26 protein-coding genes are annotated in these 26,364 nt (G+C 66.1%); 12 read left to right on the forward strand and 14 right to left on the reverse strand.

Going from position 1 to position 26,364, the window contains the following annotated elements:
- Window positions 1-560 precede the first annotated feature (560 nt).
- A complete protein-coding gene (locus AC1RT8_RS20770; RefSeq protein WP_493077970.1) occupies window positions 561-1,787 on the forward strand; it encodes an RtcB family protein in 1,227 nt (408 codons plus the stop codon).
- 180 nt (window positions 1,788-1,967) lie between these two features.
- Complete coding sequence (gene rtcA, locus AC1RT8_RS20775) at window positions 1,968-2,981, forward strand: RNA 3'-terminal phosphate cyclase (protein WP_493077972.1); 1,014 nt, start codon at window positions 1,968-1,970, stop codon at window positions 2,979-2,981.
- 3 nt (window positions 2,982-2,984) lie between these two features.
- Here the strand turns inward: rtcA and speD are convergent, their stop codons facing one another.
- The 9 genes from speD to AC1RT8_RS20820 all read right to left on the reverse strand — a co-directional run bounded on the left by speD (window position 2,985) and on the right by AC1RT8_RS20820 (window position 11,292).
- Window positions 2,985-3,350, reverse strand: coding sequence for an adenosylmethionine decarboxylase (speD, locus tag AC1RT8_RS20780; RefSeq protein ID WP_493077973.1), 366 nt, complete (start codon window positions 3,348-3,350; stop codon window positions 2,985-2,987).
- An 8-nt stretch (window positions 3,351-3,358) separates the two neighbouring features.
- On the reverse strand, window positions 3,359-4,984 hold the full coding sequence (locus AC1RT8_RS20785) for a flavin monoamine oxidase family protein (RefSeq protein WP_493077975.1): 1,626 nt from the start codon (window positions 4,982-4,984) through the stop codon (window positions 3,359-3,361).
- A 4-nt stretch (window positions 4,985-4,988) separates the two neighbouring features.
- Entirely contained in the window at window positions 4,989-6,524 is a 1,536-nt protein-coding gene (locus AC1RT8_RS20790; RefSeq protein ID WP_493077976.1) for a polyamine aminopropyltransferase, read from the reverse strand.
- Window positions 6,517-6,723: a DUF350 domain-containing protein gene (locus AC1RT8_RS20795; RefSeq protein WP_493077977.1), complete on the reverse strand. Its 207-nt coding sequence runs from the start codon at window positions 6,721-6,723 to the stop codon at window positions 6,517-6,519. The genes AC1RT8_RS20790 and AC1RT8_RS20795 overlap by 8 nt, the downstream gene beginning before the upstream one ends.
- A 15-nt stretch (window positions 6,724-6,738) precedes the next feature.
- Window positions 6,739-6,885 (reverse strand): hypothetical protein, encoded by a 147-nt coding sequence (locus tag AC1RT8_RS20800; protein WP_493077979.1) that lies wholly within the window; start codon window positions 6,883-6,885, stop codon window positions 6,739-6,741.
- Window positions 6,885-8,165, reverse strand: a complete 1,281-nt coding sequence (locus AC1RT8_RS20805; protein ID WP_493077981.1) for a DUF4178 domain-containing protein — start codon at window positions 8,163-8,165, stop codon at window positions 6,885-6,887. The genes AC1RT8_RS20800 and AC1RT8_RS20805 overlap by 1 nt, the downstream gene beginning before the upstream one ends.
- Window positions 8,162-8,797 (reverse strand): DUF4178 domain-containing protein, encoded by a 636-nt coding sequence (locus AC1RT8_RS20810; protein ID WP_493077983.1) that lies wholly within the window; start codon window positions 8,795-8,797, stop codon window positions 8,162-8,164. Before AC1RT8_RS20810 ends, AC1RT8_RS20805 begins: the two co-directional genes overlap by 4 nt.
- A 41-nt stretch (window positions 8,798-8,838) precedes the next feature.
- A complete protein-coding gene (locus tag AC1RT8_RS20815; protein WP_493077984.1) occupies window positions 8,839-9,822 on the reverse strand; it encodes an SPFH domain-containing protein in 984 nt (327 codons plus the stop codon).
- 63 nt (window positions 9,823-9,885) lie between these two features.
- On the reverse strand, window positions 9,886-11,292 hold the full coding sequence (locus tag AC1RT8_RS20820; protein WP_493077986.1) for a cell division protein FtsZ: 1,407 nt from the start codon (window positions 11,290-11,292) through the stop codon (window positions 9,886-9,888).
- Window positions 11,293-11,614: 322 nt separating this feature from the next.
- Here AC1RT8_RS20820 and AC1RT8_RS20825 point away from each other — a divergent pair, with 322 nt between their 5' ends.
- Together AC1RT8_RS20825 and AC1RT8_RS20830 are read left to right on the forward strand one after the other, a co-directional pair.
- Window positions 11,615-12,202, forward strand: a complete 588-nt coding sequence (locus tag AC1RT8_RS20825; protein ID WP_493077988.1) for a division/cell wall cluster transcriptional repressor MraZ — start codon at window positions 11,615-11,617, stop codon at window positions 12,200-12,202.
- 622 nt (window positions 12,203-12,824) lie between these two features.
- Window positions 12,825-13,445, forward strand: coding sequence for a response regulator transcription factor (locus AC1RT8_RS20830; protein ID WP_493077989.1), 621 nt, complete (start codon window positions 12,825-12,827; stop codon window positions 13,443-13,445).
- A gap of 3 nt (window positions 13,446-13,448) precedes the next feature.
- Here the strand turns inward: AC1RT8_RS20830 and AC1RT8_RS20835 are convergent, their stop codons facing one another.
- Entirely contained in the window at window positions 13,449-13,802 is a 354-nt protein-coding gene (locus tag AC1RT8_RS20835) for a hypothetical protein (RefSeq protein ID WP_493077991.1), read from the reverse strand.
- 271 nt (window positions 13,803-14,073) lie between these two features.
- Here AC1RT8_RS20835 and AC1RT8_RS20840 point away from each other — a divergent pair, with 271 nt between their 5' ends.
- The 4 genes from AC1RT8_RS20840 to AC1RT8_RS20855 all read left to right on the forward strand — a co-directional run bounded on the left by AC1RT8_RS20840 (window position 14,074) and on the right by AC1RT8_RS20855 (window position 16,038).
- Window positions 14,074-14,229: a hypothetical protein gene (locus AC1RT8_RS20840; protein WP_493077992.1), complete on the forward strand. Its 156-nt coding sequence runs from the start codon at window positions 14,074-14,076 to the stop codon at window positions 14,227-14,229.
- Window positions 14,226-14,645, forward strand: coding sequence for a response regulator (locus AC1RT8_RS20845; protein ID WP_493077994.1), 420 nt, complete (start codon window positions 14,226-14,228; stop codon window positions 14,643-14,645). The genes AC1RT8_RS20840 and AC1RT8_RS20845 overlap by 4 nt, the downstream gene beginning before the upstream one ends.
- Before the next feature lie 96 nt (window positions 14,646-14,741).
- Entirely contained in the window at window positions 14,742-14,873 is a 132-nt protein-coding gene (locus AC1RT8_RS20850; RefSeq protein ID WP_493077996.1) for a hypothetical protein, read from the forward strand.
- Window positions 14,874-15,108: 235 nt separating this feature from the next.
- Window positions 15,109-16,038 carry a right-handed parallel beta-helix repeat-containing protein gene (locus AC1RT8_RS20855; RefSeq protein WP_493077998.1) on the forward strand — a complete coding sequence of 310 codons (930 nt, stop codon included), beginning with the start codon at window positions 15,109-15,111 and terminating at the stop codon, window positions 16,036-16,038.
- A gap of 49 nt (window positions 16,039-16,087) precedes the next feature.
- Here AC1RT8_RS20855 and AC1RT8_RS20860 read toward each other — a convergent pair whose 3' ends face one another.
- Both AC1RT8_RS20860 and AC1RT8_RS20865 read right to left on the reverse strand, forming a co-directional pair.
- Window positions 16,088-17,401 carry a sensor histidine kinase gene (locus AC1RT8_RS20860; protein WP_493078000.1) on the reverse strand — a complete coding sequence of 438 codons (1,314 nt, stop codon included), beginning with the start codon at window positions 17,399-17,401 and terminating at the stop codon, window positions 16,088-16,090.
- On the reverse strand, window positions 17,391-18,791 hold the full coding sequence (locus tag AC1RT8_RS20865) for a sigma-54-dependent transcriptional regulator (RefSeq protein WP_493078001.1): 1,401 nt from the start codon (window positions 18,789-18,791) through the stop codon (window positions 17,391-17,393). Before AC1RT8_RS20865 ends, AC1RT8_RS20860 begins: the two co-directional genes overlap by 11 nt.
- A gap of 161 nt (window positions 18,792-18,952) precedes the next feature.
- Here AC1RT8_RS20865 and AC1RT8_RS20870 point away from each other — a divergent pair, with 161 nt between their 5' ends.
- From AC1RT8_RS20870 to AC1RT8_RS20885, 4 genes are all read left to right on the forward strand, one after another.
- A complete protein-coding gene (locus AC1RT8_RS20870; protein ID WP_493078003.1) occupies window positions 18,953-19,081 on the forward strand; it encodes a hypothetical protein in 129 nt (42 codons plus the stop codon).
- A 131-nt stretch (window positions 19,082-19,212) separates the two neighbouring features.
- Window positions 19,213-20,538, forward strand: a complete 1,326-nt coding sequence (locus tag AC1RT8_RS20875; RefSeq protein WP_493078005.1) for an efflux RND transporter periplasmic adaptor subunit — start codon at window positions 19,213-19,215, stop codon at window positions 20,536-20,538.
- Between the two features lie 3 nt (window positions 20,539-20,541).
- On the forward strand, window positions 20,542-21,222 hold the full coding sequence (locus tag AC1RT8_RS20880; RefSeq protein WP_493078006.1) for an ABC transporter ATP-binding protein: 681 nt from the start codon (window positions 20,542-20,544) through the stop codon (window positions 21,220-21,222).
- Window positions 21,223-21,248: 26 nt separating this feature from the next.
- Complete coding sequence (locus tag AC1RT8_RS20885; protein ID WP_493078008.1) at window positions 21,249-23,756, forward strand: ABC transporter permease; 2,508 nt, start codon at window positions 21,249-21,251, stop codon at window positions 23,754-23,756.
- 416 nt (window positions 23,757-24,172) lie between these two features.
- On the opposite strand, the gene AC1RT8_RS20890 is transcribed toward AC1RT8_RS20885, so the two are convergent.
- On the reverse strand, window positions 24,173-24,712 hold the full coding sequence (locus tag AC1RT8_RS20890; RefSeq protein ID WP_493078024.1) for an NADPH-dependent FMN reductase: 540 nt from the start codon (window positions 24,710-24,712) through the stop codon (window positions 24,173-24,175).
- 5 nt (window positions 24,713-24,717) lie between these two features.
- Window positions 24,718-26,286, reverse strand: a complete 1,569-nt coding sequence (locus AC1RT8_RS20895; protein WP_493078009.1) for an aldehyde dehydrogenase (NADP(+)) — start codon at window positions 26,284-26,286, stop codon at window positions 24,718-24,720.
- Window positions 26,287-26,364: the final 78 nt, after the last annotated feature.

Here is a 26,364-nt window from a genome sequence, read left to right on the forward strand (position 1 = left end):
TTGCCGAAAGGCTTGTAGCTCAGTTGGATAGAGCAATCCCGTCCGCCAACACTTCGTCGCCGTGAACCATATTCAAGCTGGCGAATGCCGGTGGGACTACATCTGGTTGTGGCCGAAAGGTCTAGCGGTTCGAATCCGCGTGTCTCATCACTCTCGTCGCCAGCACCAGAACAATCCGGCGAATGCCGCGTGGGACTACATCTTGCCACGATGGCCCTCACAAGGGGCCGTCTCACGTACTTCTCGTCGCCGGAACCGGAATACGCTGGCGAATGCCGGTGGGACTACAGGTCAGAGCGCCTGCCGCGAAAGCAGGAGGTCGGTGGTTCAACTCCACCCCCGGGCAACCGGGTAGCTCAGAGGAAAATGTCTCGCTGAACCTCGTCGCCGGCACCGAATACGCAGCCGTGGCGAATGCCGCGCGGGACTACATTGTTAATGCGAAGGTCGCCGGTTCGAATCCGGCCGGGCTTACGCCCGTAGCTCAGCGGTAGAGCGTCGGTCTCGCCACCACCTCGTCGCCACGGCTGCGGCATGCAACAAGAAGACAGGAGGTCGCGATGACCGAGACGAATTTCGATTACCAGCACGTCCCGGGCGGCGTGCCGATCAAGATGTGGACGCGCGGCGTACCGGTCGACGACAAGGCGCGCGCGCAACTCGCGCGGGCGGCGCAGATGCCGTTCGTGTTCAAGCATGTCGCGGCAATGCCCGACGTGCATGTCGGTATCGGCGCGACCGTTGGCTCGGTCATCCCGACCAAGGGCGCGATCATCCCGGCGGCGGTCGGCGTCGATATCGGCTGCGGCATGATGGCGGCGCGGACCTCGCTGATGGCGAGCGACCTTCCGGACAATCTGGAGGGTGTGCGTGCCGCGATCGAGCGCGCGGTGCCGGTCGGCCGGTCGATGAACCGAGCCAAGCGGGACACCGGCTCCTGGGGCGATCCGCCGCCGGCGATCGTCGAGGCCTGGGCGACCATCGCCGAGCGCTTCGGCCAGATCGTCGCGAGATATCCGCGGCTGGGGAACACGAACAACCTCGTGCATCTCGGCACGCTCGGCACGGGCAACCACTTCATCGAAGTCTGCCTCGATACCGAGCAGCGGGTATGGGTGATGCTCCATTCGGGGTCGCGCGGCGTGGGCAATGCGATCGGCAGCTTCTTCATCGAGCTGGCGAAGCAGGACATGCGCAAGTGGCACATCAACCTGCCCGACCAGGATCTGGCGTATTTCCCGGAAGGGACCGACCATTTCGACGATTATGTCGAGGCGGTCGGCTGGGCGCAGGATTATGCGGCGCTCAACCGGCGCATGATGATGACCAATGTGATCCGCGCGATCCGGACGGTCATCGCCAAGCCGTTCGATGCCGAGCTGGAAGCGGTCAACTGCCATCACAATTATGTGACGCGGGAGAATCATTTCGGCGAGAATGTGCTCGTCACCCGCAAGGGGGCGGTGCGTGCGGCGAAGGGCGTGCTGGGGATCATCCCGGGGTCGATGGGCGCGAAATCGTTCATCATCCGCGGCCTGGGCAATGCGGAGTCGTTCGACAGCTGCAGCCACGGCGCGGGCCGCGTGATGTCGCGCACCGAGGCCAAGAAGCAGGTGTCGCTCGCCGATCACATCGCCGACACGGCAGGCGTCGCCTGCCGCAAGGACGAAGGCGTGATCGACGAGAGCCCGCGGGCGTACAAGCCGATCGAGGCCGTGATGGCGGCGCAGGCCGACCTGGTCGAGATCGTCCATACGCTGAAGCAGGTGGTGTGCGTGAAGGGGTGACTTTGGGCGCGCCACCAACCCCTCTCCTTCCAGGAGAGGGGCAAGCTGCGTAGCAGCGCGGGGTGAGGTTGAGTGCGAAACGATGATGGTATCACACCCTAATCGCCCTCACCCTTCCCAAGCTTCGCTTGGGTCCCTTCCCTCTCCCGCTGGGAGAGGGAGCTTTGAAGAGTAACAAGCATGATCATCATCGACGGATCGGAAGGCGAAGGCGGGGGGCAGATCGTGCGCAATGCGTGCGCGCTGTCGCTCGTTACCGGCCGGCCCTTCCGCATCACCAATGTGCGCGGCGGGCGCGAGAAGCCTGGGCTGATGCGCCAGCATGTCACCGCGATCGAGGCCGCGTGCACCATCGGCGGCGGCGAGTGCGAGGGCGTGGCCGTGGGGTCGCGCGAGATGCTGTTCCGGCCCGGCAAGGTTGCCGCGGGCGACTATCATTTCGCGGTCGGCACGGCGGGCAGCACCAACCTTGTCCTCCAGACGGTCCTGATGCCGCTGCTGCTTGCGGACGGGCCGTCTCGGCTCGTGCTCGAGGGCGGCACGCATAACGTGTTCGCGCCGCCGTTCGACTTCATCGACCGGGTGTTCCTGCCGATCGTCAACCGCATGGGGCCGCGTGTCACCGCCAAGCTGGTGCGGCATGGCTTCTACCCGCGCGGCGGCGGGCGGATCGAGGTCGAGATCGAACCGGCACCGCTGGTGCCGGTCGAGTGCGTCGAACGCGGGGCGATGCTGTCCTGCTCGGCGACCGCATCCTTCGCGGGCCTGCCCTTCGACGTCGCGGATCGCGAGATCCGGATGGCGCAGAAACAGCTCGACTGGCCCGAGCGCGCCTTTTCGGTGCGCGAGCTGCCGGAGGAGCAGGGGCCGGGCAATATCCTGGTGCTCGAAGCGGTCTATCAACATGCCACCGAAATCGTCAGCGGTTTCGGCAAGCTCGGCGTGCCCGCCGAACATCTCGCGAAGCGCGCGGCGGCGCGGATGCAGGGCTATCTCGACTCCACGGCCTTTGCCGGTCCCTATCTCGCGGACCAGCTGCTGCTGCCCTTCGCGATCGCCGGCGGCGGGGTGTTCACCACGGTGAAGCCGAGCCTGCATGCGACGACCGCGGCGGGCATCATCGCCTTGTTCCTGGACCGCGAGACGGCGTTCCAGCACGAGGCTGGCGGAACGCACCGCGTGACGGTCGGATAGAGCCTATCCGGCCGCCATGTCGCTGACGCTGAAGCCGCGCGCGATGCGTTGTTCCGCATGGCGACCGGCACCAAGGCCAGTGGCGAGGGCAGCCAGTGCCGCGTCGAGATCGTGCCGGCGGCCGCACAGGAAGATGTCGGCCGCGGCATAGTCGCGCTCGGGCCAGGTGTGGATCGAGATGTGCGATTCAGCGAGCAGCGCGAAGCCCGTCACGCCCTGCCCCGCGCCGAAGCCGTGCAGCCGAAGCTCGAGCAGAGTCGCGCCGCTCGCGGCCACCGCGCCCCGCAGCGCGGCTTCGACCCGGCCGATATCGTCGAGGCCGGTACAGCCGAACAGGTCGGCGAGGAGGTGCGTGCCGCTGTAGTCCACGTGCGTTCCTAGATCAGCGTGTCTTCATAGGGAATGCCAAGATGCGCCATCGCGTCCTGAGCCGCCTGCGTGCCGCGATAATGCGCCTCCTCGAACAGCGAGAGGCCGCTCAGGTCCGAATGGGCGAAGAACAGAGGCGGGCGCGGTTTGGCCGCTTCCTCGCGCGCGCCGCTCCAGAAGAAGCCGGGGACGGGGCGGATCATCGCATGGCCCCAGCGCCAGATGTCGATGCGCGAGATCGCGCCCTCCAGGTCCGGATTGGTCTGGAGCAGATCGTCGCGGACCATGGCCTGCCAATAGTCGAGCGGGCGCTCGAGCAGTTCGCGGCGGGCGTCGGCCGGGGGCATGTCGGACAGCGGCAGATACCAGCTGAGCACGGTCGGCCCGGGCACGGAGCCGAGCGATTGATGCGTCGCGACGACATAGCCGAGCGAGCGGCTGGTCCAGGACACATTGTCCCAGGCAAGCTCGAAGCCGTTGCCCGCCGGCGGTCGGTCGACCGTGACATTGGCGACGATCCAGGGCGCGTAGCCGAACTGCCCCTCCGCCATTGCGCCCGGCGGCAGCAACCGGCGCGTCACGAAATGCGGCGTGGCGAGGATCGCGCTGCGGGCGAAAACGCGCACCGACTCGCCCGCCGCGACGTCGAAACAGTCGATCTCCACCCCGGCCGCCACCGGCCGCACGCGGTGGACGATCCGGCCGCAATCGATCTGCGCCTTGAGCCGCTGCGCCATGCGCCCGACGAGATGCCCATTACCCTCGGGCCAGGTCAGCACAGTATCGCCCGAGGTGTTGGCCGCGACGCCGCGACGCCCGGCGAAATAATGGACGCCGGCCCAGGCCGAGACCTGATCGGGCTCGGTCCCGTAATCGTCGCGGCAGGCATAACGGACATGGCCGCGCAGGATCGGCGAGCGCCAGCCCTTCTGGTCGAGCCACGCAGCGAAGCTCAGCGTGTCGAGCGCCAGCAGGTCCGGATCGCGCGCGCTGAATGCCATCGGCAGTGCGAAGGCCGGGCGGCCCTGTCCGTCGCGGCGATCGCGATAGGCGGCCATTGCGGCGAAAAAGGCGTCGAGATCGTGGCGGTCGGCCGCTGTAAGGCCGACCGTCGGGATCAGCCCTTCCTGCCATTTGCCGAGATTGAGCAGCCTTTCGTCGGGATCGGACACGATCTGATAGGGATCGAACACCGGCTTGCCGTCCTGATGGCCGGTGACGATGCCGAGCTTTTCGAGCAGCTGCACCACGCCCCTCGCCTCGGCATTGGGGATGGGTAGATAATGCGCGCCGAGCGGATAGGCCGAGACGGCGTTGCGCCCCGAGCGGGCATTGCCGCCGGTGCGATCCTCCAGCTCGAGCAGGCGGAAATCGGTCATGCCGGCCTCGGCCAGCGCCCAGGCCGCCGACAGGCCGGCGACGCCGCCGCCGAGGATGGCGATGCCGGTATGCACCCCGCGCTTGGGTGCCGGGAAGGTTGCGCCGTCACGCAGGCGGTGGCCGCGGACGAAGTCGGCGCCGCTCAACGTGCCGGGCATGGGTTTCGCCCGTCCCTGCCAGGCGATAGCGCCCGCGCCGATCGCCGCTGCGGCGGTGACCGAGCCGGCGATCACGGTGCGGCGGGACACGGCCATGCCGTCAGCCCTCGTACACGGCCCACTCGGCCTCGAACTCGCGAACCAGCGCCTGGTTGTCGAGCCGGTTCACCGGGACCGAGCGGCGCGCCATGTCAGGCGGGAAGGTGAAGGCGAGCGCGTCAGTCTGCGGCGTGAGGAAACGAAGCCCCGAGGGCAGTGGTCCGGGCCGGCCGATCGGCTCGTTCGACGCCAGCACGAAGCCCCATTCGCCGAAGCTCGGCACATAGACGTGATAGCCGCGGGTGATCAGGCCCGCTGCTTCGAGCGTGGTTGCCACCGTCCAATAGGCGCGCGGCGCGACCAGCGGCGAGGTGCTCTGCACGCTGACCACTGCGCCCGGGGCGAGTGCCCTGGCCAGCTCGCGATAAAAGCTGACGGTGTAGAGTTTGCCGATCGCGAAATTGGTCGGATCGGGAAAATCGACGAACACCGCATCGAAACGCCGTTGGTTCTCGCGCAGCCAGCGGAACCCATCGGCATTGATCACATGCACCTTGGGCGAGTGGAACGCATCATGGTTGAGCGCCGACAGCATCGCGCTGTTGCGGAACAGGCTGGTCATTTCCGGATCCAGATCGACCAGCGTGACCGAGGCGACGCCTGGATATTTCAGGATCTCGCGCACTGCGAGCCCATCGCCGCCGCCGAGCACCAGTATGTCGCGCGGGTTGTGCGCCCGGCTCATCACCGGATGCACCAGCGCCTCGTGATAGCGATATTCGTCGCGCGACGAGAATTGCAGATTGCCGTTGAGATAAAGCCGCAGGTCGCCCGCGCGCTTGGTGATGACGACGCGCTGATAGGGCGTCGACGCCGCGTAGAGGATCGGATCGCCGTACACCCCGACCTCGGCCGCGCGCTGCAGCTTTTCGGAAACGATGAACCCTGTAGCGAGCCCGACCGCCACCAGAATGCCGACGACCAGTTCCGTGCGCAGGCGCCGCTTGCCCGGCAGCATGAGGATCAGCGCGATGGCGACGGCGACATTGGCGAGGCCGAACAGGAAGCCCGTGCGCATCAACCCGAGCTGCGGGACGAGCAGCAGCGGGAACAGCAACGAGGCGGCGAGCGCGCCGACATAATCGAAGGTCAGCACCTTCGACACCAAGTCGCCGAATTCGAGCCGGTCCTTCAGGATCCGCATCAGCAGCGGGATTTCGAGCCCGACCAGCGCCCCGATCACCAGCACCAGGCCGTAGAGCGGGATGCGGAAATCGGCGACCCGATCGAACAGCAGGAACAGTATCGCGGCCGAGGCGCCGCCGATCGCCGCGATCAATATCTCGACGCGGACGAACACGGCGAGTTCGTCGCGCTTCACATAGCGTGAGCACCAGGAACCGATGCCCATGGCGAACAAATAGGTGCCGATGACGATCGAGAATTGCGTGACGCTGTCGCCGAGCAGATAGCTCGCCAAGGTGCCGGCGAGCAGCTCGTAGATCAGCCCGCAGGTGGCGACGACGAAGGCGGAAAGCAGGAGCGCCGCACCGAGGCGCGATGGCCGGGCAGGATCCCCGGCCGGGCCGTCATCCATGAATCGCCGCCGCGATGATGATCGCCAGCGCGATCGCGACCGAACCCGCCAGGATCGCGATCGCGATGTTGTTCTTGCACACCTCGCCCCACAGATCGACCGGGGTCACCCGGTCCCACAGCCAGAAGCCGGCGACGAAGATGACCAGGCCCATGCCTGCGTAGACGAGGGTGGCCAGGAGGACTGCGGTGGTGAGCATGGGAAACCCTTCTCGCTATTTATGGGTGGGGCCATAGGCGGTGCGCACGAACCCGCGCGTGCCACCCTGGGCGAAGGGAGAAAAACCGTTCATCGTCGCATAGGTGAACCCGCCGACGACCAGCAGGCAGAACACGCCGTACAGGATCGAGGATTTGCTCATTATTCGTCATCCTCGGCGATGGGCATCAGCCGCCGCGTCTCGAATCTATAATGCAGGAAGGCCGCCATCGCCGGCCAGATGAGCAGCAGGATCAGCCCGAGCAGGACATTGCCGCCGAACATGCCGCCCCGCGCGACCTCGATCCCGACGGGGATCACGTCGGGGCCATTATAGGATGCGTAGATGGATGCGCTGGGCGACCAGCGATGTCCGGTCATCTCCACGACCAGATCATAAGAGCCGGGCGGAATGCTCGACAGCTTGATGTCGGGCGAGGTGTCACCCTCGGTCCAGGCACCGTCGCTGTCATTGCCGCTATAGCGTTCGGCCACGGTCGACGCGTCGAAGCTCTGCTGAGTCCGACGGTTGACCAGCGAATAGTCGATCTCGATCCAGCTATTGTCGAGCTGGCCAGCCTGCGCGCCGATGCGGACGGCGGTGCTGCGGCCGGGAAGCTCGATCCCATGGACGACTTGCGTGACGGGCGCGCCGCCGATCGCGACCTGCATCTCGGCGCTTGCTGCGCGGGTCGATCCACCGCCCATCAGCGCGATCAGCAACAGGGTGGCGGCCGCGATCGCGCCGAGGATCAGCGCCTCGACCATCTTGTCGCGATAGGGCGAGGGCTCGTGCGGCGACGGGGTGCTGTAGTCGCGCCGGCGGCGCTCGATTCCGAAGGCCTTTTCCGCCTCTCCCCAGTCGAGCATGAACAGCCGGGTCCAGGTCCGCTCGCTATCATTCTCCTCGCAGGAGATCATCCGGCCCGGGCGGACATAGTCGCTGACCCGGACCTTCTCGCCCTCGGCGACGCGCCAGTAGAATTCGCCGACGACGAACTTCACCCAGGTCGCGTAGCGCGTGCCGAACCTCTTATAGCCCTCGCCGTCGAGTTGAAGCTCGCCCCAGTCGTACCCAGGCAGCCGATCGAGCAGGAAACCGATGCTGAAACGCCGCCCGTCGTCGAGCAGGAAGGCATAGCCCTGATAGGGGTTGAACAGCAGATATTCGGACCAGCCGCCCCCGCCGTCCGATTTCTCGAGATAGCCGACCACTTCCCAGGTCGTGCCGCGAATCTCGGCACGCGTGCCGAGCGGGATGAGCGGAACGCGCATCGCCGCACTTGCCTGGGCAATGATGCGCAGATCGGGATCGGTCGCGTCGAGCGTGGTGCCGCAATGCTCGCAGATCAGGCTGACGGTGTAGCCCGCCGCGCGCAGCGATATCGTGCCCCCGCAATGGGTGCAGCTAAGCGCCCGGACGGTCGACGGCGCGTCGTTCACGCGGCGAACCGCGGCATCGGCCAGCCGTCAAAGGCGCGCAGGCCGGTCGCCTTGAGGTCGCGCAGCGTGACGTAACGCCCGGCATAGACCAGCACCTCGCCACGCTCCTTCTGGATGCTGGCGCAGTGGCCGTCGGGCGCCATCAGGTCGATGCTCTTCGCGGTGAGCCCGGCCGGCGTGCTGAACGGCAATTCGCCGTCGCCGCCGGCGCAGCTGGCCTCCTTCACGTCGGTAACGACATAGTTGATGCCGTCGATCGTCGCCTCGGTGCCGAGCGGCACATCCTGGTCGTCACGCAGGCTGCGCACCACCGCGGTACGAAAGCCGGCATGGGCGAGTTGACGGAGCAGCATGTAGCGACCCATCGCCTCGCCGATCCAGGCGGTCGAACCATCGTCGAACAAGGCGAGCCATTCGTTCCAGCCGCCATCGGTCCAGCGCCAGCGGACCCGGCCGATCAGCTCAAACCCCAGCCTGCCGTCCGTGCCGCGCACGCCAAGCTGCAACGGGCTGACATCTTCCGGCACCTCGGCGATCTTGCCCATCGCCTGAAGCACATCACCATTGCGGACCAGCGAGCTGCGGCAATAGTCGCAGACCTTCACCGGCAGATCGGCCGAGCGAAAATGCACGGCCGCGCCGCAATTGGGGCAATTCGCGTCGAGCACGAAGATCAGCCGATCTTGGCCAGCAATGCCGCCTTTTTCGCGTCGAACTCCGTCTGGGTGATCGCACCGGCGGTCATCAGGCGGTGGAGCTTCTCGATCTGCTGATAGGGGTCCTCGCCGGGCTGGGCCGCGCCGGCCTGGCCGAAGCCGCCCGCCATGCTCTGGCCGATCGCCATGCCGGCCGCGGCACCCGCACCGATCCCGGCGACGCCACCCGACTGCGCCGCGGCGGTATCGATCGCCTCGGCGGTCTGGAAACGGACATAGCGATCGACATCGCCGACCACCCGCATCGAGCTCGCCTTGTCGAGATGTTCCTGCACGGCCTCGGGCAGCGACAGGCTTTCGACGAAGAAGCTGCAGCATTTCAGGCCCCAGGCCTCGAAGGCGGGCTCGACCGCGGCGAGCAGGCGCTGCGACATCGCGCTCTGATCGGCGGCGAGATCGACGAACGCGATCGCGCCGCCGCCGAGCGCGGTGGCCAAAGCGGTGGTGATCGCGCCGCGCAGCTGCGGCTCGACATCGGCGACGGTCAGCATCTCGAGCGTGCCGAGCAGCTTGGCGGCGAAGACGGCCACATTCTCGACCCGGAAGGAATAGCTGCCGAAGGCGCGGATGCGCAGCGGCCCGAATTCCCTGTCGCGCACGGTGATCGGCTGTGCCGTGCCCCATTTCAGCCCGGCCTGCTCGCGCGAGGTGAAGAAGAAGATGTCGGACTTGAAGGGCGAGGCGAAGCCCTTGTCCCAGTTCCTCAGCGCGGTGAGGAGCGGCATGTTCCCGGTTTCGAGCGTGTGGAGCCCCGGCAGGAAGACATCGGCGATCTGGCCTTCATTGTAGAAGAACGCCTTCTGTCCTTCGCGCACGGTGAGCTGCGCGCCGGTCTGGATCTCGCGATCCTGCATCGGATAGCGGATGGCGAGCACACCGGGCTCGTCCACCCAGTCGATCACATCGACGAACTGCTTCGACAGGAAATCCAATATACCCATGGTGCTACTCCCTTGGCAGCCAATCTAGGGCCTTTCGCCGGGGAGGTGAAATGTAAAAGGAGCCTAACCGGCGAGTTGTTGCGGCAAGCCCCGGGTGACGCGGATCACGCGGGCGGGTGGCGCCGGCAATAACGGGACGCGAGGCTGGCGGTGCCAGCTGCGCTTCAGCTCGCGCGTCGCGAAATAGATTCGGTCGACCAGGCTCGAATTGCCGCGCGAGCGGATCGGCCCCTTGGCGAGCGGCTTTTCAGCGACGATGTCGAGATCGAGACTGTAGGTGCTGTTGAGGATCAGCACGTCGCGGTCGCGCGGACACTCCATGATGATCGGCTCGGCAGGCTCGGGCGCCAATGCGGCGACGAGGGCCGGCACCGCGATCTTTTCTTCCCGGACCGGGAGCTCGATCCGCGCGACAAGCTCGGGCTTTGGGGGCTCGATTGCGGGGGGTGCCGATGCCGCAACCGGCTCGACCGGCGCTGCCGCGACCGGCCGCGGTGCTTCCTGGCAGGAGTCGCGCGGCGGCAGGCCTGCCGCGGTGATGCCGATGCGCATACGGCCCTCGAGCGCAGGGTCGATTACCGAACCCCAGACCAGCTCGACCCCGGGATGGACATTCTCGCGCAGGTAATCGACGGCTTCCTCGATCTCGAACAGGCCGATATCCGCCCCGCCGGCGATGGTGACGAGCAGGCGTTGCGCACCGCGCGGCGCATCCTCGAGCAAGGGGTTACGCAGCGCCGATTCGGCAGCGTGCAGAGCCCGCTGCCTGCCGCTGCAACGCTCTCCATAGCCGATCACGGCCCTGCCGCCCGATGTAAGGGTCGAGCGGATATCGGCGAGAGTCAGCCGCTTCAGCGCCGGGCCTGCGACCAGCCCCGCAAAATCGGTCGCGCTGTCGCACACGATCGAGTCGGAGAGCTGCAACGCGCTGCGGAAACTGGTGTCCGGCCCGGCGACGCGCAGCAGATGCTCGTTGCAGACCACGACCAGGGCATCGACGCTCTTCTCGAATTCGGCGACGCCGGCCGCCGCCGAACGAGCCCGGCGCTGACCTTCAAAGGCGAAGGGCTTGGTCGCGATGCCGATCGTCAGGATGCCGCGCTCGCGGGCGGCGCGGGCGATCACCGGGGCGGCGCCGGTGCCGGTACCGCCGCCGAAGCCGGCCGCGACGAAGCAGAGCGAGGTGCCTTCCAGCGCCGCAATGATCTCAGGCAACGCTTCCTGCGCTGCGGCACGGCCAACCTCGGACCGGGCGCCGGCGCCGAGCCCGCCGGTAAGACTGCGGCCGAGCTGGATCTGGCCTGCGCTCGGCGCGGCGCGGAGCGCCTGCACATCGGTGTTCGCGCAGAAGATCTTCATGCCATGGGCAGGCTCACGGAACAGGCGCGCCACGGCGTTGCCGCCGGCACCCCCGACACCGAAGAGCGTCACCCCCAGCGTGTCGTCCAGATTCAGTTCCTGCTGGGTCATCTCACTGTCCTCCTGGTCCGGCGCGACTCGTCGGCGCCGGTGGCAGGATGGCTAGTCACAGAAGTTATGGTTAAACATGTCGTAGAATCACGGTAAGTATTAACTACCAACACTAACCGGGCTCAGTAATTATCCCATAGATTATTGGGTCGAACCGAACCGGACCTGCGAATGACTGTCAATTGCGTCCGCCGGCAACGAATCGAACCGATACCGCAGAATCACCGGTACGCGATTCCACGATATCGTAGTTTTACGCGCTACGCCGACTCGGAGATGAGTCGTTAACCATATTGCTCATCGACAGTGGGAGGCGGGCAACATGGACGAACTCTTCATCGGCAGCGCGGTTTGCGAAATGACCAGCGGGGGCGAGATCCTCCTGCCGCGCGGCTTCCATGAGACAGCCCGGCAGCGATCGCTGGGCGGCCAGATGTTCGTCGGTCTGCACGAGGAATCGCGGTGCCTGGTCGTTTATGACCGCGCCTTCGCCGCTCAGCAGCAATGGGATTTCGATACGCGCCGCGCGGCGTTCATCGGTTCCAACCAGGATGCGCATTACACCCGCCTGCGGCGGACCTTCGGTTTCGTCGAGGAGATCGTGCTGGCGCCGGACGGCATGATGACGCTCGGACCGCTAATGCGCGAGCGCGGCCAGATCGGCGATTCGGTGCTGCTCGTCGCCACCGGCCAGCGCTTCGAGATCTGGGATCTCGAATACGTCCTTTCCCGCGGCCCATCCGAGTTGATGAAACTCGCGTCGCTCCACCTCAAAGTCCATATCGAGAAATGTCATGTCCCTGCTTTGCCGTCTGTCGACCCACGCCGCCGCGCCGCAGGCGCTCCGCAACCAGGGCTTCGAGTTCAGCAGGTGCCGTCGCTGCGGCCACGACATGATCCGGTCCGCTGAATCGCCGGAGACGAAATGGCGGATCGTGCCCGCGGGATTTAGGATCGCGTGGCAAGACATTGATGCAAATCAATCGAACAGAGGCCGCCGGATAGATAGCGCGTCGAGAAACGACGTCGGCTCATCGCTTATTACCGACTTCCTGCGCATCACCACGGTGGCACTATACTGGCGCATTCGGGATTACCTTTCTCGCCCTACGCAGAAGCGTAAAGTAATACTTCGCATTTCACACGCCTGACATTATTTTTCTGACTAGCGCTAACGGTGACTCGGCGAAGGAATCGTAAATGCAGCGCTAACTATAATGCACCGCAACAAACCTTCATTCCGGTTATATTTTTCGATCCGTGTGTCGAAACCACGATCTGTGGCGTTTTGTTTCAGGTCTGTTATTGATGTTCGTTGACACGTTCGCGCGGGAGAGAGGTGTAGTCAGGTTGAAGCAAACGCCCTGCAGCGCATTCGGCGCAGCCCAGCCTCTCCGGCCGGGCGATTCGCATGACTTCGTCATTGCCGCCTGGTTCATCGGGAATTTCCTGGCGAGCGCGGTTGCACGAGGCTCGCCCTGCGTGAAGGCAATGGACCGTTTCACACCGCAGGCGCCGGAGGAGATCGAGCCATGACTCGTAGCATCTATCTTGTCGATGATGACGATGCCGTCCGCGCATCCCTGCACAGCCTCTTGTCGCTGCAATCGGACCTGTTGGTTCGCAGCTTCCGCAACGGCGACCTGTTCCTGACCGGCGCGGGTGATCTTGACCCCGGCGTGCTGCTGCTCGATTTCCACATGCCCGGATCGAACGGGATCGAGGTGCTCAACGCCCTGCAGGAGACCGAGCCGAGGAAATTCGCCTCGGTGATCCTGACCGGGGAGGGCAATGTCGGATTGGCGGTGCAGGCGATGAAGGCGGGGGCGCTGGACTTCATCGAAAAGCCCTATGAGGCCGAAACCCTGCTTCGCACCGTCGATGCGGCTTTTTCGCGCCTCGCCCAGGACAGCGCCGCCACTGCTCATGCCGAAACGGCCAGGGCGAAGATCGACGCGCTGTCGCCGCGCGAGCGCGATGTGTTGATGGGCCTGATCGAGGGCCGCGCCAACAAGGTGATCGCCTATGATCTCGATATCAGCCCCCGCACCGTCGAGATTTATCGCGCCAACCTGATGACCAAGCTGGGCGTCAGGAGCCTGCCTGAAGCGTTGCGCATTGCCTTTGCCGCGGGAATGATCCCCCAGCCCTGACCCTCATCCGCCGCGCGGGACGCGCCACCGCGCCAGCGCCTCGCTCACGCCGGCCAGCGCCTGACCGCGCCGGACGATGCACAGCGGATCTCCGGCATCGGCCTCCTCGACATCCTCGGCGAGCGCGATGACGCCGCGCCAGCGATTGCTGGCGACCACCGCCTGGAGCCGTTCGCCCAGCACCGCCTTGTCGACTACCAGGATGCGGGGCGCGGGGGCGACGCGATGGACATAGGGGTCTTCCGGATCGGCATCGAGCGTGACCAGGCTCTCACCCTGGAGCGACAGGCGCGCGATCAGCGCGCTCCGCAGCCCACCGTCTCGCACGATCAGGACAATCAATTCCTTTGTCGCCACGATATCGCCGATCTCGATGGGTGTAATTCCCCGGAATAAACCTAATCGCTCGCGCACGTTCCATCCTCTCGGGAAAAACACGTACCCAATCCGGGCCTGATCCGGGCGGCTTCGCGATACGATGCAGATAAATGACGGACGCCCGTTACCGGCGCGTTGCGCGGGTCTTATGTATATTCCCGCATGTATATCCCCCCACTTCGCCTGTCCGACGCTCGGGACTATTCATGCCGCAAGGGAATGACCGTGATCCTTCCCGCGGGAGTGGACTATGGCGCGCCTGCATCTTTTATGGCTGCATTATCGGTTTGGCAGGAAGCGCAACGGCGCGGCCGACCTTCCAGGCCGACACGATCCTGGTGACGAAAGCGGCTATTGGGCGCTGGTCGATGCGACCATGCGCGACACCGGGATATCCAACCAATGACTGGCTTTGCTCCCGGCGGCGTGCTGATCATCGACGATTCGCTTACCGTGCGGGCGATCATCGAGGAGATGCTGTCCGGCGACAAGGATTGGCGGGTGGTCGGGTCGGCCAGCGATGTCGATACGGCGCGCGCGCTGATCAGGCTGCATCACCCCAGCGTGATCACGCTCGATCTCGCCATGCCGGGGATCGACGGGATGAGCTTTCTCGACGAACTGGCCGCGAGCCCGCATGCCCCGGTGCTGGTCGTGTCCTCCCATACGCGGGACGGCAGCGACACCGCGCATGAAGCGGTCGCACGAGGCGCTGTCGCCTGTTTCGACAAGGCGCATCTCGTCAGCCATGCGAAGGATTTCCGCCGGGCCCTCCGGAAATCGGCGCTGGCTCGCGATTTGCGGCAACGCTTCCCGCAATAACGCTTGTCCTGGCGCGCTGATCGTGACCATGCCGGGGACATTATTCGCCGCTGCCAATACCGGCACCGCGGCGCCTCCGGCATGACAGGATTTTCGATGGGTCAGCTCCGCACCGCCAACAAGCGGCGCAACCGCGCCCTTGCCGCCAAGGTCGCCGCGGCGTCGGCCACCGCCACACCGGCCGCCAAGCCGGCCCCCGCCAGGAAGGCGAAGCGCGCCACCGCCTGACGCACGCCGCGACGCCCCCCGGCAAGCAAGCCAGGCCCGCCACCGTCCGAGCGACAACCCCCGGCCATAGCGACAGTAAGTCGCATGCCCGGGAGAGAAGATTCGAGTCGTCGCCACACCTGGGATTGGTTAGTGGAGACCGGTGTTCGGCCGATCTACGGCCTGACAGGGGGAGGACAACATGAACTCGATCCGGAATCGCCTCGCGCTACTGCTTGTAGCGCTTTGCACAACTTTGCTTTTCTACACCGCGCCGGCATCAGCCCAGGCGACGCGCACTTGGATTTCCGGCGTCGGCGACGACGTCAACCCATGCAGCCGCACCGCACCATGCAAGACCTTCCAGGGCGCGATCGCGAAGACCGCCGCGGGCGGCGAGATCAATTGCCTCGATCCAGGCGGCTTCGGCTCGCTGACGATCACCAAGTCGATCTCGCTGATCTGCGACGATGTCGAGACCGGGGTCCTGGTGGCTGCCACCAACGCCTTCATCGTCAACAGCAGCACCGCTGTCGTGCATATCAGCGGCTTCGATTTCGAAGGCCTCGGCCAGACCGGATCGGCCGGCGTCAACGGCATCTATATCCTGAACGCGGCTGCCGTTCATGTCCGCAACACCAAGATCCGCGGTTTCCGCAACGGCTATGGCATCAGTTTCTCGCCGAGCAACGCCAGCAGCCAGTTGTTCCTCGACAATGTGACGATCTCCGAGTCCGGCGTTGCGAGCAGCGCGAACACGGGCGGCATCCTGGTCAACCCGGCAGCCGGCTTCTCGGCAAAGGTGACGATCACCAACAGCCTCGTCTCCAACAACATCAATTTCGGCCTGAAACTGGACACGACCGGGATTGTCGGCTCGTCGATCAACGCCACGGTCAGCAACACCATCTTCTCGAACGACAGCACGGGCATCCTGGTCACGAGCCCGATCAACACCGGCACCGCGCAGCTTTTCCTGCGGGACTCGGTCGTGACGCACAATAGCTACTATGGCATCATTGCCAGCGGCCCGGGATCCACCGTTCGGGTGGCCAATACGTCGATCACCGACAACGCCACCGGCATCGCCATGTTCAACACGGCGATGAAAAGCTATGGCGACAATTACCTCGACGGCAACACGGTCGACGGCAGCTTCACCGCGCCGAACCTCACGAAGAAGTAACAAGCACCCGTCGCCGCCGGCATCCGATCCCCACGGGTCGGGCGCCGGCCTAGAGGATGATGCGGAACAGCGCGCCGCCAGTGCGGCCATCGCCGATATCGATCGAGCCGCCATGCGCGACCACAACCTGCCGCGCGAGGTTCAGCCCCACACCGGTGCCCTCGGCCCGGGTGGTGAAGAAGGGCAGGAAGATGTCGCGGCGCAGGTTCTCCGGCACCCCGGTGCCGCTGTCCTCCACCTCGATCCAGACACGGCCGGCGACATTGGACAGCGACAGCAGCACCCAATGCTCGGCGCTGCCGCGATGCGCCGCCTCGGCCGCGTTGCGCAACAGGTTGATCAGCACCTGGGCCAGCAGGTCGGGATCGGCATCGAGCGTGACGTCCGGCTGCACCTCAAGCGTCAGCGGCACATCGACCCATTCCGCCGCGAACAACTTGGCCAGTTCGGCAACGAAGGGCCCGGCCTCGAACGGGCGGCGGCGCAAGGTCGGCGCGTGCGAGACGGCGCGATAGCTGTCGATGAAGCGCCGCAACCCTTCGGCGCGGCGCGACAGGGTCGTCACCGCGATGCGCGCGTCCGGCACGTCGGGCGGCTCGGCATCGAGCAGCATCTCGGCGGTCCCGGCGAGCGAGGTCACCGGCGTGAGCGAGTTCAAGATCTCGTGAGTCAGCACGCGGACGAGATCGGTCTGCGCCGCCATCTCGACCGTGTCGAGCGTGCCCTGGACCGGCTCGACCGTCACCGCACGGATGCGCAGGCCGAGCCGTTCGAGCGAGGCCGAGCGCACGATCGCGCGCTGCGGCCCGCCGGGCATGCGCAGGATCAGCAACTCCTGCCGCGTCTCGCCATCGACCTCGAGCCGTGAGGCGAAGGTCGCGCCATAGACGGCATAGTCTTCCGGCCGGACGCCCTGGTGCCGGCTGAACAGGCGCCGCGCCGCCTTGTTGGCGGTGGTCACGCCGTGCGCTTCATCGATCGTCAGCAGCGCCACCGGCATGTCGTCGACCAGCGCCTCGAGATAGCGCATCTCGCGCGCCGAGCGGTCGCGTTCCTCCTGCAGACCGCGCATCGCCGCGTCCATCGCCCCACCCAGCTCGCTGAAGCCGGCACCCCCGCGCCCGTCGAACCGGGTGGCGAAATCCTTGCTGTTCAGCGCCTCGACGAAGCGCGCGACGGTGCGGTTGGTGCGGTCGACATGGTTCCACAACCCGCCGGCCGCGGAGAGCACGATCAGCCCGGCAACGATCCGCGCGGCGCCCAGCCCCTCGACCTCGAACGACCAGATGAACCCGGCCAGCGCGACGAGCAGCGCGCCGATCCACAGGCCCAGGATCAGCGTGAAGCGGCGGTCAAAGCCCATGCTTCTCCATCCGCCGATACAGCGCCGCGCGCGACAGGCCGAGTTCGGTCGCCGCCATCGAGATGTTGTAGCCGTTCTTCTTCAGCGCCTCTTCGACCAGCCGCCGTTCGACCTTTTCCAGGTTGAGCTCGGACGCGGCCGGCGCGACCACTGCCTCGGGCGCGACGCGCGGCGCCGAGGGCGCACCAAGCGGGAAATCCTCCGCCTCGAGCGGCGCGTCGCCCGCCAGGATCACCGCACGCTCGATCGCATGACGCAGCGCCCGGACATTGCCCGGCCAGTCATGTGCGCTAAGCGCCGCCCGCGCACCGGCAGTCAACTCGGGCGCGGGCCGGTTGTAGCGGCGGGCATAGTGATCGAGGAAATGGGTCACCAGGGCCGCTACATCCTCGCGCCGGTCGCGCAAGGGGGGCAGCTCGATCTCGACGGTGTTGAGCCGGAACAGCAGATCCTGCCGGAAATGCCGATCGTCGCGCAGCATCTGCGGCGTCATGTTGGTCGCGGCGATCACGCGGATATCGACCGGGATCGGGCGGTTGGCGCCGACCGGCGTGACCTGGCGCTGTTCGAGCACGGTCAGCAGCTTGGGCTGAAGGTGAAGCGGCAGATTGCCGATCTCGTCGAGGAACAGGGTGCCGCCGTCAGCCGCCTGAATCCGGCCGATGCGATCGGCGCGGGCGTCCGTGAAGGCGCCCTTCACGTGACCGAACAGCTCGGAATCGATCAGTTCGGTCGCGATCGCGCCGAGATCGACCGTCAGCATCGGCGCGCGCGCACGAAGCGACCTGGCGTGCAACTCGCGCGCGACGATCTCCTTGCCGGTGCCGTTCTCGCCCAGCACCAGCACGTTCGCTTCGGTCGGGGCGGCGCGAGCGATCAGCGAATGGACCCGCGCCATGGCGGGGGACTTGCCGATCAGCGGAGTGCTCGTGCCGGGCTTGGTATCGGTGATCGCGACCACCCGCGCCTTCTCCACCGCGACCGCGCGACGCGAGCGGCGGAGTGACGCGGCGGTCCGCACGGTGGCGAGCAGCCGCTCGTTAGACCAGGGCTTGGACACGAAATCGGTCGCGCCGCGCTTCATCGCCTCGACCGCGACATTCACCCCGGCATGCGCGGTGATCATCACCACCACCAGCTCCGGGTCGATCGCGAGCAACCGGTCGAGCCAGGCCAGCCCCTCCGCCGCATCGGTCGCGCCGCGTGCGAAATTGGCGTCGAGCAGGACGACGTCGGCCGAGCGGCCGGCGATCGCCGTGATCGCCTCGTCGGGCGCGCGCGCGGTCACCACCTCGCTGAACAGGCCGCGCAGCAACAGCCGCGCGGCGGTCAATATATCCTCGTCGTCGTCCACCACGACGCAGAGATCGAATTCCGCCGCTTTCCCCATTGACCGCTCCCGTACAATCCGCGTGCGAAATCGGACAGTCAATTTCCGTGCCAGGATTGGCCCCCTGGTGACGAATGCCCGCAAATCCGCCGATTTCCGCATCTGGCACGCCCCATGCTGAACGGATCATTGCCAACCGGCATCACTCAAGGAGAAGACCGATGAAACTCACCGTCACCCCGCAAATCCTCAGCGCCATCGCCGCGATCGCCATCACCACCTGCCTGACCATCGCGTCGTCCGCGCCTGTCGTGACCGTCGCCTCGCTCGTCAGCGGCCAGATCGCGTGACCGGGATTCGCGTCCGGTTCCGGACGTCACTGTCCGGAGCCGGACACTCGAACAAGGCCTGACCCGTGACTTTCCCAGATACCAAGGCTGGCACGCCGCTTGCTGAGCATGGCCCGAGCAGGGGAGTGCAGATGAGTGTCGTACGCATGAAGGGTGACCAGCCGGGCGGAGACCGTCCGGTCACGGGCAGCGGGATGGATCGTACCGTCGAGACCCGCAAATGGTCGAACCGGACCAAGCTCGCGCTCGGAGCCGCCGTGCTGCTGGTGGCCGTGCTCGCCTTCTGGTTTCTCGCACCGCGCGGCGGATCGCAGACCGTCGCCACCGACCGGCTGACCATCTCGCCGGTCCGCACCGGCCAGTTCGAGGACTTCATTCCCTTGCGCGCCCGCGTCACCCCGCTCCTCACCGTCTATCTCGATGCGATCGAGGGCGGCCGGGTCGAGAAGGTGATCGCCGAGGACGGCGCCAGCTTGGCCAAGGGCGAGCTGATCGTCGAACTGTCCAATGCCGAGCTTCAGCTCTCCACGCTCGCCCGCCAGACCGAGGTCGAGCAGCAGATCAACAATATGCGCAGCCAGGAGCTTGCGCTCGCCCAGACCCGGCTCGCCAATGAGCGGTCGCTGATCGATGCCGATCTCGCCGCGACCAAGGCGCGCCGGCAGTATGAACGCGAGCAGCCGCTCGCCGCGCGCGGCTTCGTCTCGGGCAAGCAGTTCAACGATACGCGCGACGAATATATGTCCGCGCAGAAGCGCATGGACGTGACCCGCCGCAGCCAGGCGACCGACGAAAGGCTGCAGGGCAGCCAGCTCGCCCAGCAGCGCGCGTCCGCCGCCTCGATGCAATCGAGCCTGCAGCTCGCCCGCGCCAATCTCGACGCGCTCAACCTGCGCGCACCCGTCGCCGGCCAGCTTTCGGGCTTCTCGATCCAGGTCGGCCAGTCGCTCCAGCGCGGCGAGCGCATCGGCCAGATCGACAGCCCGGGCCGCAACAAGCTGATGGCCGGCGTCGACGAATTCTATCTCGGCCGGGTCCAGCTCGGCCAGAAGGCGAGCGTCGACTGGAACGGCAAGACCTTCGCCGCCCGGGTCACCAAGATCTATCCGCAGGTGCAGAACGGCCAGTTCCAGGTCGACCTGCAATTCCTCGGCACCGAGCCGGCCAATATCCAGCGCGGCCAGACGATGCAGGCCAAACTGACGCTCGGCGACCCCGCCCCCGCCCGGCTGATCCCAGCCGGCGCCTTCTATAACGAGACCGGCGGCAACTGGGTGTTCGTGGTCTCGCCCGACGGCGGCAGCGCGGTGAAGCGCCAGGTTCGCCTGGGCCGGCGCAACCCCGATTCGATCGAGGTGCTCGAAGGGCTCGACCCCGGCGAGCAGGTCATCACCTCCCCCTATACCGGTTTCGCAGACAAGGACCGTCTCGACCTGACGGCCAAAGGAAAGGACTGAACAATGCTCGAGATGCGTGCGCTTTCGCGGACCTACCGCACCGACACGATCGAGACGACCGCGCTGGACGCGATCGACCTCGACATCAGCGACGGCGAGTTCGTTGCGGTGATGGGTCCGTCGGGCTGCGGGAAATCGACCCTGCTCAACCTGATGGGCATGCTCGATTCACCCAGCAGCGGCTCCTATGTGTTCAACGGGCAGGAAGTCGCCGGCCTGGGCGAAAGCCGTCTTGCCGAGGTGCGTAAGGCGAATATCGGCTTCATCTTCCAGAGCTTCAACCTGGTCGACGAGCTGTCGGTGCGCGAGAATGTCGAGCTGGCCCTGCTCTACCACGACGTACCCGCCGCCGAGCGCAAGCGCCGCACCGATGCGGTGATGGACCGGGTCGGCATCGCCCACCGCGCCCGCCACCGGCCGAGCCAGCTTTCGGGTGGCCAGCAGCAGCGCGTCGCCGTCGCCCGCGCCCTGGTTGCCGAGCCCAAGCTGATCCTGGCCGACGAGCCGACCGGCAACCTCGACACCAATCACGGCGACGAAGTGATGCGCATGCTGCAGCAGCTGAATGCGGAAGGATCGACCATCGTGATGGTCACGCACTCGCCCGCGCATGCCGACTACGCCAGCCGGGTCGTCAACATGCTCGACGGCCGCATCCTGCAACAGCACCGCCGCGCGGCCTGAACGGCCATAGACACCGGAGATCAGCCATGTGGCGCAATTACCTGACCGTCGGCGTCCGCGCGCTCGCCAAGAACCGCGCTTATGCCTTCATCAATATCGCCGGCCTGGCGCTGGGCATCGCCGCGTGTCTGCTGATCCTCGGCTTCGTGAAATATGAGTTCAGCTACGACAGCTGGCTGCCCAATGCCGACCGCACCTTCGAGCTGCAGGATTTCTACCATGCCACGCCCGAGGGCGGCGAAGACATGAAGCTGCAGGTGACGAGCTATGTCTCCGGCGTCGCGCTCAAGAAGGACTTCCCGCAGGTCGAGCACGCCATCTATGTCAAGAACACCGACGCGGTCGTCATCAAGGACGGGCAGCCGGCGACGATCGAGGACGGCGTCTTCACTGACGGGCCGCTCTTCTCCGTGCTCGAAATGCCCTTCGTCTATGGCGATCCGGCGCATGCGCTCGACGATCCGCACGCGATGACGCTCAGCCAGACCCAGGCGAAGAAATTGTTCGGCGCGGGCAATCCCGTCGGCCGGACGGTGACGTTGACCGCCGGTGACATGACGGCGGATTACCGGATCACCGGCGTCTATCGCGACGTGCCGAAGAACACGTCGCTGGCGATGAACATGGTCGCGCGCTTCGATCCGGGTGCCTTCTTCGCCAAGATCCCGACGGTGCTCACCAGCTGGAACAGCCAGGGCGGCAATTATTTCGTCCGGCTCCGGCCCGGTGCCGACGTGAACACGATCAACGCGGCGCTCCCCGCCTGGGAGAAGCGCAACATTCCCGATGAGGACGACGGCACACGGAAGCGCAATGCCGGCGACGACCAGGACTGGAAGCTGGTCAATGTCCGCGACATCCATCTCGGCGCGGCGCAGATGGCGTCGATGCGGCCGGGGAACGATCGCGGGACGATCATCACCTTCGCCATCGTCGCGCTGCTGATCCTCGGCATGGCATGCGTGAACTTCACCAATCTCGCCACGGCCCGGGCGACGCAGCGGGCTCGTGAAGTAGCGCTGCGCAAGGTGCTCGGCGCGACGCGGCGGCAGCTCATCGTTCAGTTCATCGGCGAATCGATCCTGCTCGCCGCCATCGCGATGCTCGTCGCCCTGGCCCTGGTCGAAATCGCCCTGCCCGGCCTCAACGCCTTTCTGAAGGCGGATATCGAACTGCGCTATTTCGCGATCGACGGGCTGATGCTGCCCGTGATCGGGCTGACCCTGCTCGTCGGCCTGGCCGGCGGCGTCTATCCCGCCCTGGTGCTGTCGCGCTTCCAGCCGGCGCGCGTGCTCAAGGCCAATAAATCGGCGGCCGATGCGGAAGGATCGGGCCTGCTGCGCAACGCCCTGGTCGTCGGCCAGTTCGCGGTGTCGATCGGCCTGATCATCTGCACCGCGATCGTCTATGCCCAGACCGTCTATGCTCGGACCAGCGACGCCGGCTACAAGCGCGACGGGCTGTTGCAGGTCGCCAGTATCGGCCGGCCCCAGGTCGAACGGGTTTCGCGGTCGCTGATGGAGGAGATCAGGCGCATTCCCGGCGTCACCTCGGTCGCGCGCTCGACCATCTGGGTCAATCCCGGCAATAATTCAGTCACCACCGTCAACCTGCCGGGCAGCACCAATCCCGTCGCGCTCGGCATCTACGGCGTCGACCCCGACTTCTTCAAGACGATGGGCATGCGGCTGGTCGCCGGCCGCACCTTCTCCGAGAACCAGCCCCGCGACGATGCGACCACCCCGCAGCCGGCAGTCCCCGAGGCGGAGCGCGCGCTGGTCCAGCGCGGCGTCAACATCATCCTGAGCGAGGAGGCGGCGCGACGGCTCGGCTTCACCGACCCGCAAACGGCACTGGGAAAGACGATCATGACCGGCATGACGCTTGCCGAATATGGCCAGGTGCCGGCGACGGTGATCGGCATCGTCAGCGACGTCCGCTATCGCTCGGCGCGCGATCCGCTTCAGCCGATCTTCTATTTCTATCAAACCAGCAGCTTCTACAGCATGGCGGTGCGCTTCCAGGGCGCGGCGCCCAAGGCGATCTACGACCAGATCGAGGCCGTGTGGAAGCGCCAGGTTCCCGACATCCCGTTCGGCGCCAGGTTCGTCGATGACGTGGTCCGCGACCTTTACAATGCGGACGAGGCACGCGCCCAATTGTTCGGTATGTTCGCGATCCTGGCGGTGGTGATCGGGTGCCTCGGGTTGTTCGGTCTGGCGTCGTTCACCGCGGAGCGACGCACCAAGGAGATCGGCATCCGTAAGGTGCTGGGCGCCCGGACGCGCGACATCCTGCGCCTCCTGGTGTGGCAGTTCAGCCGGCCCGTGCTGATCGCGAACCTGATCGCCTGGCCGGTCGCCTGGTGGGTGATGCGGAGTTGGCTCAACGGGTTCGATACGCGGATCGCGCTGACGCCGGTGCCGTTCCTGCTGGCCGGGCTGCTGGCGATGGTGATCGCGATCGGGACGATCTCGGCGCATGCCTATCGCGTTGCCCGCACCAGCCCAATCCGCGCGCTGCGATACGAATAACGGGGACGTCGCGGCAGGCTCCTTTTCCTCGGCCTACCGCGGCAACGTCCCAGGGTAAATCGACATTCAACCGCCGGCTGTTCGCGGCATGCGACAGGTCCAACAAAAGGGCGCCATGCTGGCTGTTCCTGGCTGTTCCTGGCTGATAATTTTTTTGCTGGCTGTTATGTTGGATTTGGAACCTGGATTTACGGCCAGATTTCAAACGTTTGCGGCCATGCTGGCTGTTATCGAATAACAGCCAGCTAACAGCCAGCATGTTGGCTGTTCTGCCGGAAAAACAGCCAGCGCCGATCGTCCGGCATCTTCAAGCTGAGAAAGAGCAGAACGGCGCCCAGCGAGAGCGTCGTCCGAACCCACCCTGCCATGATCCACCGTCAGGTTGAATCGACGCGCGACGTTGAAGGTCGATCGGTCTAGAGGGAGGCGACGAACCCGGCCAGAAACCGCGCGAGCTTTGCGCGCACGGCATCGTCGATCAGATCGCCCTCGGCGTCGAAGACCTGGCCGGCGCCCGAAACCATCAGCTTCTGCCCGGTCCAGAGTTCCGCACCAAGCGTACGCAGGGTCGGCAGCCAGCCATTTTGCGACAGGATCGTGCCGAAATTGCCGGGCGAGGCGCCGATCAGCGCAACCGGCTTGCCGCCGAACACGCGCTGGATGTCCGAGCTGGGGCGCGACATCCAGTCGATCGCGTTCTTGAACACGCCGGGTACGCCGTTGTTATATTCGGGCGTGACGAGCAGCAGCCCGTCCGCCCCGGCCACCGCATCCTTCAACACGGTCACGGCGGCCGGAATGCCCTCCGCCTCGACATCGGCATTGTAGAGCGGCACGCCGGCGATCGAGTGGATCGCCAACTCGGCGCCCTCGGGCATCGCGTCGCGCGCCGCCCGCAACAGGCCGGCATTGTAGGAATGCCGGCGAAGGCTCCCCGAAATGCCGACCAGCCGCACGCGGCTCAACGCTTGCCGTCGACGAGACGCTCGATGCCGAGCGGGTTCGCCTGCTTCAGCGCGGCGGGCAGCAGGTCGTCCGGCAGATCCTGGTAGGACACCGGACGCAGGAAGCGATCGATCGCCTTGCTGCCGACCGAGGTCGAGCGGCCGTCGGCGGTCGACGGATAGGGGCCGCCATGGACCATGGCATGTGCCACTTCCACGCCGGTGCCGAAGCCGTTGACCAGGATGCGGCCGACCTTGCGTTCGAGATGCGGGATCAGCTTGGCCGCCTCGGGATGGTCGGCCTCGACGATGTGGATCGCCGCGGTGAGCTGGCCTTCGAGATGGTCGACGACATTGGTCACCGTCTCAAGGTCGGGGCAGCGCACGATCAGCGACGCCGCGCCGAAAATCTCGTCCTGCAGTTCGTGATGAGTCAGGAAGTCTTCCGCGCTGGTCTGGAACAGACCGGCCTGACCCTGGCAATGATGCCCCGGCTTGCCGCGTGCGACCGTCTCGACGGTGTTGTGGCTGCCGATCGCCTCGACGCCCGACTGATAGGCCTTGGCGATGCCCGGGGTGAGCATGGTCGATGCCGGCATGTCGCCCAGTGCCGTGGCCGCCGCCGCGACGAAGGTGTCGAGATCGGGGCCGTCGATACCGAGGATCAGGCCGGGATTGGTGCAGAACTGGCCGGCGCCGAGCGTCAGCGAGCTGACGAATGCCTTGGCGGTCGACTCCGCCTTGGCGGCGAGCGCGTTCGGGAAGAGAATGACCGGGTTGATCGAGCTCATCTCGGCATAGACCGGGATCGGTTCGGGGCGGTTCTGCGCGATCTTCATCAGCGCCGTGCCGCCGCCGCGCGAGCCGGTGAAGCCCGCCGCCTTGATGCGCGCATCGGCAACCAGGCCCTGGCCGATGGTGCGGCCCGAATCGAACAGCAGCGAGAAGGTGCCTTCGGGCAGGCCGCAATCGGCGACCGCCTTCTGCACCGCGCGGCCGACCAGCTCCGAGGTGCCGGGATGCGCGCTGTGCGCCTTGGCGACGACCGGGCAGCCGGCGGCGAGCGCCGAGGCGGTGTCGCCGCCCGCGACCGAGAAAGCGAGCGGGAAGTTGGACGCGCCGAACACCGCGACCGGACCGACCGGGATGTTGCGCAGGCGCAGGTCCGGCTTCGGCGCCGGTGTACGCGCCGGATCGGCATGGTCGATGCGCACGTCGAGATAATGACCGTCGCGCACGACCTGGGCGAACAGGCGGAGCTGGCCGCAGGTGCGTCCACGCTCACCCTCAAGGCGGCCGCGCGGCAGGCCACTCTCGGCCATGGCGCGCTCGATCAATTCGTCGCCTATGCCCATGATGTTGTCGGCGATCGTCTCGAGGAACTTGGCGCGTTCCTCTGGCGAGGTCTCGCGATAGGTATCGAACGCGGTGTCGGCGAGGGCGCAGGCGGCATCGAGATCCTCGAGCGTCGCGCCGCCGAAAGCAGGCTCCATCGGCTCGCCGGTCTCGGCCTGGATCGCGCGGATCTCGCCCTGGGTGCCGCGGACGGCACGCGCGCCGATGAACATTTCGCCGTTGATGGTCATGCTGATCTCCTTGGCCGCGATCGCGGTCGGTTCGGGGTGTAAATAGTCACGGTTGCGGCGCGTTCGAGAGGCGGGAAG

This window comes from Sphingomonas sp. GW821-FHT10F11, assembly GCF_058809095.1.